Source organism: Planctomycetota bacterium, from assembly GCA_016125255.1.
Classification (GTDB): domain Bacteria; phylum Planctomycetota; class Phycisphaerae; order Phycisphaerales; family Zrk34; genus RI-421.
Genome location: WGMD01000009.1, coordinates 171,679 through 184,317, shown reverse-complemented (window position 1 = coordinate 184,317; position 12,639 = coordinate 171,679). Strand labels below are relative to the sequence as shown.

Annotated in this window: 8 protein-coding genes; 4 read left to right on the top strand and 4 right to left on the bottom strand. The window is 62.2% G+C overall.

Going from position 1 to position 12,639, the window contains the following annotated elements; all coding sequences use genetic code 11:
• Window positions 1–259: 259 nt before the first annotated feature.
• The 3 genes from GC162_09490 (at window position 260) to GC162_09480 (ending at window position 5,806) form a co-directional block, all read left to right on the top strand.
• Entirely contained in the window at window positions 260–2,059 is a 1,800-nt protein-coding gene (locus GC162_09490) for a 30S ribosomal protein S1 (GenBank protein MBI1368871.1), read from the top strand.
• Window positions 2,060–2,202: 143 nt separating this feature from the next.
• Window positions 2,203–4,317, top strand: coding sequence for a hypothetical protein (locus tag GC162_09485; protein MBI1368870.1), 2,115 nt, complete (start codon window positions 2,203–2,205; stop codon window positions 4,315–4,317).
• Window positions 4,318–4,390: 73 nt separating this feature from the next.
• Window positions 4,391–5,806 (top strand): sulfatase-like hydrolase/transferase, encoded by a 1,416-nt coding sequence (locus GC162_09480; protein MBI1368869.1) that lies wholly within the window; start codon window positions 4,391–4,393, stop codon window positions 5,804–5,806.
• Window positions 5,807–5,812: 6 nt separating this feature from the next.
• On the opposite strand, the gene GC162_09475 is transcribed toward GC162_09480, so the two are convergent.
• From GC162_09475 to GC162_09465, 3 genes are read right to left on the bottom strand one after another with little or no spacing between them, the layout of a single operon-like run.
• Entirely contained in the window at window positions 5,813–7,606 is a 1,794-nt protein-coding gene (locus tag GC162_09475; GenBank protein ID MBI1368868.1) for an alpha-L-fucosidase, read from the bottom strand.
• A gap of 33 nt (window positions 7,607–7,639) precedes the next feature.
• Complete coding sequence (locus GC162_09470; protein MBI1368867.1) at window positions 7,640–8,776, bottom strand: carbohydrate-binding protein; 1,137 nt, start codon at window positions 8,774–8,776, stop codon at window positions 7,640–7,642.
• A 2-nt stretch (window positions 8,777–8,778) separates the two neighbouring features.
• Entirely contained in the window at window positions 8,779–10,581 is a 1,803-nt protein-coding gene (locus GC162_09465; GenBank protein MBI1368866.1) for a CTP synthase, read from the bottom strand.
• A gap of 194 nt (window positions 10,582–10,775) precedes the next feature.
• On the opposite strand from GC162_09465, the gene GC162_09460 reads away from it, so the two are divergent.
• Entirely contained in the window at window positions 10,776–11,906 is a 1,131-nt protein-coding gene (locus GC162_09460) for an exo-alpha-sialidase (GenBank protein ID MBI1368865.1), read from the top strand.
• Between the two features lie 6 nt (window positions 11,907–11,912).
• Here GC162_09460 and kdsB read toward each other — a convergent pair whose 3' ends face one another.
• The gene (gene kdsB, locus GC162_09455) at window positions 11,913–12,638 is read right to left on the bottom strand and encodes a 3-deoxy-manno-octulosonate cytidylyltransferase (protein ID MBI1368864.1); all 726 of its coding nucleotides are present in this window, start codon (window positions 12,636–12,638) and stop codon (window positions 11,913–11,915) included.
• Window position 12,639: the final 1 nt, after the last annotated feature.

Below are 12,639 nucleotides of genomic sequence, written 5' to 3'. Positions count from 1 at the left end.
CAATTCGCGTGTTTTTAACGATTTGCCAGCGATTTGGCCATATTTTTCGTCGTACCACGTACATGATTCGGCGCGGAAGCGGCTCAGTGGCCCGGCTATGGCGGGCCTGCTATACTGGCCGGTTCCCCTCCGGGCCGTGGAGCGGATTCGTGTGAATCCGGCGGCCGGAAAGACCAGGGCGACGACCCCGTTCGGGATTCGTCGCCGGCCTCGCGGACAGGATGTCCGGCATCGAGGCATGCACATAAAGGACATGTCTGTGGTTGATTTCAATCTGATCAAAGAACTCGAAGATGAGGCGTTAAGCGCCAACGCGCTGATGACCGAGGCCAACGAGCTGGGCAACGATCTTGCATCGTTCCTCGGCGACGAAGTCTCGGACATCACGCGGGGCAAGATTCTCACGGGGCGCGTCGTCGGTTTCGCCGGCGATGACGTCGTCGTGGACGTCGGCTTCAAGAGCGAGGGCCTGGTCAACAAGAGCGAGTTCGACGAGTTCGAGGAGATCAAGCTCGGGAGCACGTTCGAAGTGCTGCTGGAGAATCTCGAAGCCGAGAACGGCGTGATTCAGCTATCGAAGCGCAAGGCCGATCGCATCCGCGGCTGGGAGCGGATCATCACCGAGAAGGCCGAGGGCGACGAAGTCGAAGGCAAGGTCATGCGGAAGATCAAGGGCGGTCTGCTGGTGGACATCGGCGTGCCGGTGTTCCTGCCGGCGTCGCAGGTGGACATCCGCCGCCCCGCCGACATCGGCGAGTACATCGGCAAGAAGATCAAGGCGAAGATCCTCAAGATCGACACCGACCGCCGCAACATCGTCATCTCCCGCCGTAAGCTCGTCGAAGAGGAGCGGGCCGAGAAGCGCGAGAAACTGCTCACGACGCTCACCGAGGGCGATCTCGTCAAGGGCGTGGTCAAAAACATCGCCGACTTCGGCGCGTTCGTGGACATCGGCGGGCTCGACGGCCTGCTGCACGTGACGGACATGAGCTGGGGCCGGGTCAATCATCCTTCGGAGATGCTCAGCATCAATCAGGAGATCGAGGTCAAGGTGCTTTCGATCGACCGCGAGAAGGAGAAGATCGCGCTGGGGCTCAAGCAGCGTGAGGCCAATCCATGGGACTCGATCGCGGACAAGTACCCGATCAGCTCCAAGGTCAAGGGCGAAGTCGTCAACATCGTCAGCTACGGCGCCTTCGTCAAGCTCGAGGACGGCATCGAAGGCCTCGTACACATCAGCGAAATGTCGTGGACCCGCCGGGTCAATCACCCGTCGGAGATCGTCAACGCCGGCGACATGGTCGAAGTCGTCGTGCTCGACATCAACCGCGACAAGCAGGAAATCAGTCTGGGCATGAAGCAGGCGGAAGTGAACCCGTGGGATCTTGTCGCCGACAAGTACCCGCCCGGCACCGTCATCGACGGCATCGTGCGGAACCTCACGAACTACGGCGCTTTCGTCGAGATCGAGCCGGGCATCGACGGCATGCTGCACGTCAGCGATCTGTCGTGGACCAAGAAGGTGGCTCACCCCAACGAGCTGCTTAAGAAGGGTCAGGAGATCAAGTGCATCGTGCTCGAAGTTGATCAGGAGAAGCAGCGCGTCAGTCTGGGCGTCAAGCAGCTTTCCGAAGACCCGTGGATCGAAGCGATCCCGACGCACTATCAGCCGGGCATGGTCGTGCACGGCAAGGTCACGAAGATCACCAACTTCGGCGTGTTCGTCGAACTCGAAGAGGACCTGGAAGGCCTGCTCCATATCTCCGAGCTGGCGGACCACAAGGTAGAGAACCCGCAGGATGTGGTCAAGGTCGGCGAGGACCTGGAGGTCAAGATCCTCCGCGTCGACGTCGAAGAGCGCAAGATCGGCCTGTCGCTGAAGCGTGCTCAGCTTCCGGGCGAGTCCGAGGGCGGCAGCGAATCGTTCCGTTCGTCGGACAGCGTGCAGCCGTCCCGCGGCGGCATGGATGCACATGCCAACATCCTCGGCACCGACAAGATCAGCTTCGGTCCCGGCGGTGCGAAGACCGGCAAGGACAAGGACGACGCCGGCGAGTGATCGATCGGTTCAGTTTGAATTGACGCAGGACGCACGGCTGGCCCGTGCGTCCTGTCTTTTTTGTCGTAAAATGATTTGAACGCCCCGGGGTGTTGTGCGTCTGGAAGGGTGGCACCATGCAATCGATCACAAGGAGCTTCGTGATGCGCAGGCAAATGGCGATGCGGCATTGGGTTTGGGTCATGATCGGCGCCCTTCTGGGCACGGCGGCCTTCGGCCAGCAGCAGCAGCCGGACACTGAATTGCCTGTCACCCGGGCAGTGCTCTTTTCCAGCGGCGTCGGCTACTTCGAGCACAGCGGGAAGGTCAAAGGCAATGCGAACATGGAGCTCATGTTCAAGGCCGACCAGATCAATGACGTGCTCAAGTCGATGGTGCTCATGGACGCGGACGGGGGCAACGTCTCGAGCGTGTCCTACCCGTCGCAGGAGCCCATCGAACGCGCGCTGCACAGCTTCGGCGTGGACATCTCCGACAACCCCACCCTGCCCGAACTGCTCACGCAGCTTCGCGGCGCGCAAGTCGTCATCGAAGCGCCGGACAGGATCACCGGATCCATTCTGAACGTCGAAAGCAAGACGAAAGTCATCGGCAACCCCGAAGCGACGGTGACGGAGTACATCCTGCACCTGGTGACTCCGACGGGCATCCGGTCGGTGAACATGAACAACGTGCAGAGTCTGACGCTCTCGGATCAGAAGCTTCAGCAGGAGTTGAATCAGGCGTTGTCGCTGCTCGTTCAGTCGCGCGACAAGGATCGCAAACCCGTCGAGATTCGCTTCGCCGGCGAAGGCGAGCGGCGCGTGCGGGTCGGCTATCTGGTCGAGACGCCGATCTGGAAGACGTCGTATCGGCTGGACCTTTCGGAGAAGAAGCCGCTGCTTCAGGGCTGGGCGATCGTCGAGAACACGAGCGACAGCGACTGGAAGGATGTGACGCTGTCGCTGGTGAGCGGTCGGCCGATGTCGTTCGTGATGGACCTGTATACGCCGCTGTATGTGCCGCGGCCGGTCGTCGTGCCGGAGCTTTTCGCATCGCTGACGCCCAAGCGCTACGACGAAGGCATCGAGGCGACGGACAAGCTGGCGAACCTGCGTGCGGAGGGCGGCGAAGAACGGGAGCGTCAGGCGGATCGGCGCAAGGTGATGGAGAAGGCCGCGATGGCGGCGGCGCCGATGGCGCCGGGGGCGATGGCGCAAAACGGCGGGTTCGCGGGGCGCGGGCTGGCGATGCAGCAGGACGCCGCGAAGAAGCAGGTGGACCTGAGCGGCGGCGTGCAGTCGATCGCTTCGGCGGGCGATCTCGGCGAGCTTTTCGAATACACGCTCCAGCATCCGATCAATCTCTCGCGACGACGCTCGGCCATGCTGCCGATCGTCAACAAGGAGATCAAGGCCGAGAAAGTCAGCATCTACAACCAGCAGGAACTCGCCACGCATCCGCTCAACGGCGTGTACCTCACCAACGACACCGGGTTCAAGCTCATGGGCGGGCCGGTGACCGTGTTTGACGGCGGGGCCTACGCCGGCGACGCGCAGATCGGGCACATGGCGCCCGATGAAAAGCGACTGCTCAGCTACGCGGTCGACCTGGCGGTGACGGTCGATCCGTCGATGAAGAACGATCAGGAAATGACCGGCGTGAAGATTGTGCGCGGCGTGCTGTACGTGACGCGCATGAACACCTACCAGCAGGACTACGTCATCAAGAACAAGGCCAAGGTCAAGCGCGAAATGATCATCGAGCATCCATTCTACAACGGGCGCGACCTGATCGAGCCCAAGGCGTACGAAGAGAAGACGCCCAACGTGTACCGCTTCCGCGTGGGCGTCGACGCCGGTCAGTCGGGCAAGTTCTCCGTCAAGGAACAGCAGCCGATGACGCAGTCGATCGCAATCATTCCCTCCTCGCCCGACATGCTCGTGTTCTACATCAATCAGAAGCAGATCGACGCCAAGGTGCGGGACGCCCTCGCGAAGGCGGTCGCCATGAAGCAGGAGCTCGCGGGTCTGCAAGGCCAGCGCAACGAACTGCAGCGCCAGCTCAATGAGATTCAGCAGGGCCAGGACCGCCTGCGCAAGAACCTGGCGAGTGTCGGCAATGACTCGACCCTCGGCAAGCGCTACATCACCAAGCTCTCGGAGGAAGAGGATACGATCGAAAAGCTTCAGAAGCAGATCGACGACCTGACGAAGTCCATCGACGCCAAGAACAATGAACTCGTCGACTACGTCAACGGGTTGACAATCGGCGGATAATCCACGGAACCGAATCACCGAAAGCTCAGGGATGGCCATCCCTGAGCTTTCTCATGCGCGAAGGCGGCGTAAAATGCGAATCATGAAACAACTTCTCGCACTGTTAATCGTACTGGTCGCTGCGGGCGCTGTCGACGCCGCGAAGAAGCCGAACATCCTCATCGTGTTCGGCGACATGTGGCGGGCGCAGGCGACGGGCTACGCCGGGGACCCCAACGTCAAGACGCCTCAGCTCGACAAGCTGGCGGCTCGGTCGGCGGATCTTTTCAACGCGGTGTCGAGTCAGCCGGTGTGCTGCCCGTTCCGCGCTTCGCTTATCACGGGGCAGCGCCCGCTCACGCATGGCGTCTTTCTCAATGACGTGCCGCTGCAAACCAATGCGACGACGCTCGCCCCCGCGCTGATCGCCGCCGGTTACACGACCGGATACATCGGTAAGTGGCACCTGGACGGGAATCATCGCGAGTCGTACATCCCCAAGGAGCGGCAGCACGGATTCGAATATTGGAAAGTGCTCGACTGCACGCACGACTACAACCACTCGCCGTACTTTGAAGGGGATGACCCGACCAAACAATTTTGGGAAGGATATGACGCGTTTGCACAGACGGCTGATGCGCAAAAATACATTCGCGATCACGCCAAGGGCGACAAGCCGTTCGCGCTGGTACTGTCGTGGGGTCCGCCGCACAATCCGTATCAGACCGCGCCGAAGGAATATCGCGACATGTACGACCCGGCTTCGCTGAAGCTGCGCGAGAACGTGCCGGCGGAGCATGAGAAGCAATCGCGCATTGATCTGGCCGGCTATTACGCCCATTGCACCGCGCTCGATCACTGCATTGGCGAACTGATGGACACGCTGCGCGAGACGGGTATCGAGCGCGACACGATCGTGGTGTTCACCTCCGATCACGGCGCCATGCTCGGGTCGCAGGGCATGATCCGAAAGCAGAAACCGTGGGACGAATCGATCCGCACGCCGATGCTCTGGCATTACCCGGCGGGACTCGGTGAGGACGGCAAACGAATCGACACGCCGATGAATTCGGAGGACATCATGCCGACGCTGCTGGGGCTGGCGGGCGTGCCGATTCCCGACACGGTCGAAGGGCTCGATTACAGCGGGTACATGAAAGGCGGCGACAATCCGAACAAGGACAATGCGGCGCTGATCACGTGCCCCGCGCCGTTCGGCGAATGGACGCGGGCGCGCGGCGGCAAGGAATTCCGCGGCGTGCGGACCGAGCGTTACACCTATGCCCGCGATCTGAACGGGCCGTGGCTTCTGTACGACAATCAGACGGACCCGTACCAGCTTCGCAATCTCATCGACGACCCGGCGGCGAACGATCTGAAGACGAAGCTCGACGCCCTGCTGACGCGCCGGCTGGCGGAGACGCATGACGACTTCAAACCGGCGCAGGTCTACATCGACCGCTGGCATTGGAAAGTTCAGGCCGACGGGACGGCCGGTTACACGAAGTAGGCGCGGTCACTTCGTTGGGATGAGCAGGACCTGGCGGCAGTCCATGACGGCGGACCTGGCTTTTTTGAGGCAGTGGATGGCGAGCGTGTGCGGGCCGGGTTTGTCGAGGGTGACGATGCCGATGCCGCGGTCGATGAAGTTCTGAAATCCGCCGGTGTCCTGCACGGTGAACTGAATCGCCTGATCGTCGACGGTGACGGACACGTCGCTGCCGCCGTTGCCTTTGCCGCATCCCTGTTGAATGACGACCTGGAACGAGCCGGGCTTCGTCACGGTGAATTGCCAGTCGTACCAGTCATCGGGATTCGCCCAGTAACCGACGGTGTTTTTGTAGGGTTGTGGTTCGTAGCGGACAAGTTTGCCGTGCGTCGTGGCGTTGTGAGCGGCGAGCGTGATTGAACCATCGGTCCCCTGCTCGACGACGAACGGCTCGTCGGTCACAGGCGCCGTGTTCCCTTCGATCTCCATCACGACCACGCTCGCCGTCGCATCCGGCGCCGCGTCGGGCAGGAGGATGGTCCACGAATCGATGTTCGGCTGAAGCTTGATTTTGCCGGTTGGATTACTGATGAGATACTGCCCCGGAACCTGATTGTGCAGGCGCGGCACGACGAGCTGGTGATCCTTGGGCCAGTCGAAAACGCAAAGGTAGAGTTTGTGATCCCCCGTCGTGACGCGACCCCATGCCGGGATCGCGGGGAACGGACTGGCGGTCGAGCCGTGAATCGCATCACCATTGATCGTCATCCATTGTCCGATCGCCGCGAGACGATCGAGACTTTCGGCGGGGATTTCACCCTCGGCCGTGGGTCCGACGTTGAGCAGGTAGTTGCCGCCTTTGGAGGCGATGTCGATGAGGTTGCGGATCAGGTCGGGGGCGGATTTGAACTGATGGTCCGTCTTCTTGTAGCCCCACGAATTGTTCATCGTCATGCACGATTCCCAATCCACGCCGGGCAAACCCTGCGGCGGAATCCGCTGCTCCGGCGTGCCGAAGTCGCCGGCGTACTGCTGATCGCTCTTGCTCAAACCTTCCATGCCCTTGCGGCCCTTGCCGACGCGATTGTTGACGATGACATTCGGATTGAGCGACAACAGGTAATCGTACAAATCGCGCCCGTCCGCTTCGGTCCACCAGTCCGGCCATTCGCCGTCGAACCAGAAAACTTCAGGGCTCAGCTCGTCGGTCAGCTCCTTGAGCTGCGCTTTCATGTAAGCGACATACTCGGGCTTTTTGCCGTCCTTCATTTTCGTCGGGCTGTACTGGCCGTTTTTGCCGCCGGGTTCCTGCGATGGGTGATGCCAGTCCATGATCGAGTAGTACACGCCGAAGTGCAGCCCCTGCTTGCGGCACTCGGCGGCGAGCGGCGCGAGCAGGTCCTTGCCGTACGGCGTCGCGTCCACCACGTCGTAGTCGGTCACCTTCGAGTCCCAGAGGCAAAAGCCATCGTGATGCTTGGACGTGATGACGATGTACTTCATGCCCGCCGCCTTCGCCGCGGCGACCCATGCGGCGGGATCGTACTTCGCCGGATTGAACCGGCTGGCGTACTTGACGTATTCGCCGACCGGCACGGGCGCGTTGTTCATGAGCCATTCGCTGGGGCCCTTCACTTCCCTGCCGTCGTATTCGCCGGCGGGGACGGCGTAGACACCCCAATGCACGAACATGCCGAAGCGCGCCTCGCGCCACCAGGCCATGCGCGTCGCATGCTGCTGGGGTGTCTCAGCGCGCACCGGCAACACCATGCTGTTCATCGCCAGCTGCGCCAATACCAGCGCCAAAGCCAATCGCGCCATGCGGGAATGCCTCCATCGAATCAACCATCGGCTTCAGGGGCCGGCCGGCCGGAGCTGCAACTGATGCACATCCATCACGGCCGCGCCGGCCTTCGTCATCGACTTGATGATGAGCGTATGTCGCCCGCCCTCAAGCTGCACCTCGCCCAAATCCAGGTCCACGAAATTGTGGTATCCGCCGGTGTCCTGCACCGTCCACTTGAAGGTCCGATCATCGATACTCACCGCCGCTTCGCTTCCGCCCTGACCGTTGCCGCAGCCGTGCTCGAGCATGACGTGGTACGCACCGGGCTTGTCGATGACGAAATCCCACGAAGCGGCGTCGGTCGCTTTCGTCCAGAATCCGAGTGTGTTTTTATCCGGCCGGGGCTCGTAACGCAGCGCAACGCCATGCACGGTCGCGTCTTTCGGGTAGAGCGTCAGGATGCCGTGTTCGTCAGCCCGGACCGGCTGCTCGCCCTCGGGCGCGGGGCGGAGGATGACCGCCTTGAGGTTCATCACGGCGCCGCCGACTTTCTTGATGCAGCGGACCGTCAGCGTCTGCTTGGCGGTATCCGGCAGATAGACGCGGCCGATGGGAATCGTGGTGTAGCGATACCACGAACCGGTCGACGTCAGGTCCGCCTCGAAAATTTTACTCGCATATTCGACGGCGATGCGCGTGCCATTGGCGCCCGCGGCGGAGTATGTCAGTTCGATGTCATACATGCCCCAGCGCGTGGGCGCGTAGTCCCATGTGACGTAGTCCCCCGCGTTCGTCCAGAAACCGATGCGGTGCGAGCCGGGGTGCGATTCGAGTTTGGCCTTGTCGCCATGCACGACGGCGTCGAGGGCGGAAAAGATGATGCGGCCGTCGTCGAACTGCTGCGATTTTTCGGCGGTTTCGACGGTGACGCGATGGTCAGCGTGAATGAGAATTCTCGACGCATCGCCGTTGAATTCAAGCACGGCGGGGGAATCGTCATCCTGATGCACGCGGACGATGTTGGCGAACGGCGTCGGCAGACTCATCGGGGCCGCGCCGGCGACGGTTCGCTCGATAAGAAATCGACCTTGCCCCAGAGGAGTGATACGACCCCATTCCGGCTGCGGAACCTCCGTCTGGGCGCAAACGTGCCCGATGAAAAGCGCGACAACCGCCATACTCAAAAGCCCAAGCGTCCTCTGCATGGTCACGCTCCGGCGGGCTGATTAGCAAAAGGGAGCCAGCGCTCGCTGATCTTCTCGGCGGGGATGTCGGGGTAGGCGTGACGAATCGCCGCGGCGACGAGGCCCATGAACATCGGCGCCGGCCGCAGCGGGCGACTGCTCAGTTCCGGGTGGAACTGCCCGCCGATGAAATACGGGTGCATGTCATGCGGCAGCTCCAGCACCTGCATGATCGGCTGGGTAGGGTGCCGGCCGGAGAAGATCATGCCGTGCTTCTCGAGCGTTTCGATGTATTTGGGATCGACTTCGTAGCGATGGCGGAAGCGTTCTCGGATGCGTGTCTTGTTGTCGTAGAGCATCGAGGCGAGCGTGCCGCGCGTGATGTCGATGTCCTTGCCGCCGAGCCGCATGTTCCCGCCGAGCCCTTCAATCTTCTTCTGCTCAGGCAGAATGTCGATCACCGCGCAATCGGACCGCACATCGAACTCGCTGCTCATCGCCTTGGCAAGCCCGCACACGTTGCGCGCGAACTCGATCACCGCCATCTGAAAACCAAGACAGATGCCCAGGTACGGCGTCTTGGTCTCACGGCAGAACTTGACCGACGCGACCTTGCCTTCGGTCCCCCGATGACCGAACCCGCCGGGTACGATGACGGCGTCAAGCGCCTTGAGCTGATCCGCCACCTGATCCGCGCTGATGGTGTCCATCGCGATCGTGTCGAGCCAGCGGATGTTGATGTTCGCCGACAGATGCGCCCCGCAGTGCTCGAGCGACTTTTCGATCGAAGCGTAGGCATCGCGCAGCTCAGCGTACTTGCCGGTGATGCCGACGGAGATTTCATACTTGCGCGGCCCGGAGAGCAGATCGACGAACCGACTCCATTCGCGTCGCGCCTTGTCTTCGGTCGACGGCTTGACGCGCTCGTGCAGATCGAGAATCGAGAGGATTTCCAGGTCCAGCCCCTCGCCGTGCATCTGCTCGGGGATCGTGTAGATCGAATCGCGGTCGTGCATGGAGAACACGCGGCGCTTGGGGACGTTGGAGAACATGGCGATCTTCTCACGCACTTTCTCTGTCACCGGATTGCGCCCGCGGCAGGCGATGATGTGCGGCTGCACGCCCAGCTCCATCATGCGCTTGATCCCAAGCTGCGCCGCCTTGGACTTCTGCTCGCCCAGCGCGCGCGGCTCGATGATGTACGTCAGCCCGACGAAACACACCGAATGCTCGCCTTCCTCAAAGGCCAGTTCACGCAGCGCTTCGATGTAGAAGCCATTCTCAAAGTCGCCGACCGTCCCCCCGACTTCGACGAAGATGACATCGGCGTCCTGCTTGACGGCGAGCTGGCGGAGTTGATGCTTCACTTCACCCGTCACATGCGGGATCATCTGCACATCGCGCCCGAGGTAGCCGCCCTGCCGCTCCTTGTCGAGAATGCGGCGGTAAATCTGACCGGAGGTGACGAAGTTATCGCGCGTCAGATTCTGATCGAGCATGCGCTCGTAGGTGCCAAGGTCCATGTCGGTTTCCATCCCGTCGTCGAGGACGAAAACCTCGCCGTGACGGTACGGATTGAGCGTCCCTGAATCGAGATTCAGGTAGCCCTCCATCTTGATGGGCGCGACGCGGAGGCCTTTGTCCTTGAGCAGCTTGGCGAGCGAGGAGGAAAAAATGCCCTTGCCCAGCCCGCTCATGACGGTGCCCATGACGACGACGTACTTATGGCGTCCCCGTTCGTAACCCTTGGGAATGGGCGAGTAATATTCGGTTTCGTGCGTCTGGTGACCGACTTCCGCGAGGATGTCCGTATTTTCGGTGGGCATGTCTTATCGTAACACAACGGGAGGCCCATTGGCAAGCACGTTCGCACGACGCCTCAAAGCCCAAATCACGCCCGATTCGGCGTCGAGCCGGTTGACATGCCCCCCTGTCCGCCCCACCATGGACTCTTATCATGCAAAAACACTCACGCTGTCGCTTTTTTCTGGTCGCCACATTCGCCTGCTCCCTTGTCACCATTGCCGCCGCACACGCCGAACCGCCCGCCGAATCCGCCGCGGCCGCGGTGCCGGGCGTAGTGATCTATCACACGCCCGCGGCGCTGAAGCGCTATGTCGGTTCGCCGGCGATCGTCAACGCGCCGGATGGGGCGTATCTGGCGGCCTGCGATCTGTTCGGGCCGGGCACGACGATGAACGAGAAGGGACAGGGGCTGGTCTTCCGCTCCGACGACCGCGGGGCGACATGGAAGAACATCGCCAGGATCGACGGCATGTTCTGGACCGGGTTGTTCATGCATCGCGGGGCGACGTACCTGATGGGCGTCGATCGTCAGTACGGGCATGTGGTGATCCGGCGCAGCGATGACGGCGGACGGACATGGACGAAGCCGACCGATGCGGAGCACGGCCTGCTGACAAGCGACGCGGGGTATCACACTTCGACGATGCCGATCATCGAGCACAACGGACGGCTGTGGCGCGGGATGGAGGACAATCACGGGCCCGGCGGGAAATGGGGCTTGTTCTTCCGGGCGGGTATGCTCAGTGCGCCCGCCGACGCCGACCTGCTCAAGGCGTCGAGTTGGACGCTGGCAACGCCGCTGCCGCGCGACGTGACGTGGCTCAACGGCGACTTCGGGGGATGGCTGGAGGGTAATGCCGTGGTCGCGCCGGGCGGCGGGGTCGTCGATGTGCTGCGCGTCGAGTACCCGAGCGGGAACAAGGCGGCGATCGTCACGATCAGCCCCGATGGCAAAACCGCGTCGTTCGATCCGGCGAGCGGCTTCGTCGACCTGCCCGGCGGCGCGACGAAGTTCAACATCCGCTTCGATCCGACAAGCAAGCTGTACTGGGCGCTGAGCAACCCGGCGCCGCAGGAAGCGACCAAGGGTGCGGCCGGCTATCGCAACACGCTGGCGTTGATCAGTTCGCCGGACCTGCGCACATGGACGATCCGCTGCACGCTCATCCATCACCCCGATCGCACGCGGCATGGCGTGCAGTATGCCGACTGGCAGTTCGAGGGCGAAGACATCATCGCGGCAATCCGCACGGCATGGGACGACGACGCGGGCGGGGCGCACAATTTTCATGACGCCAATTACCTGACGTTCCTGCGCATCGTCGATTTTCGCAATGCCAAATGACGCGGATCAGCGGCCGGTCATGTGACGCACGAACGCTTCGTATTGCTCGGGCGTGTCGATGCCGGTGTGACGGACGGTACGGATCACGGCGGCGATGGGGTGGCCATGCTCGAGGGCGCGAAGCTGTTCCAACGCCTCGGCCTGCTCGCAGGGCGTGGCGGGAAGCGAGATGTACGTCGGCAGGAAGTCGCGGCGATACACGTAAAGGCCGATGTGCTTGAGCACGGTCGGCGAGCCGGTGCGCGGATAGGGAATCAGACTGCGCGAAAAGTACATCGCCCGCCCGCGCTGATCGAGCACGACCTTCACGATATTCGGATTGCCTGTATCTTCGCCCGGCTGAAACGGCGAAGCGATCGTCGCCATCGGCTCCTCGCCGGCGCAGAGACGCTCGACGGCGGCGTCGATATGCTCCGGGTCGATCTGCGGTTCGTCGCCCTGCACATTCACGACGACATCGACGTTCGCCGGGAGCCCCGCCGCGACTTCAGCGATGCGGCTCGTGCCGTTGGGGTGATCGGCACGGGTCATGACGGCTTTGAATCCGGCGGCGGCGACGACGTTCTGAATGCGAGCGTCATCGGTGGCGACGATCACATCGTCGATGCAATTGGCCCGGGCGGCTTGCTCGACGACGTGCACGATCATCGCCCTGCCCGTACGGTCAAGCAGGGGCTTGCCGGGCAGACGTGTGGATGCGAAACGGGCGGGGATGACGGCGACGACGCTCATG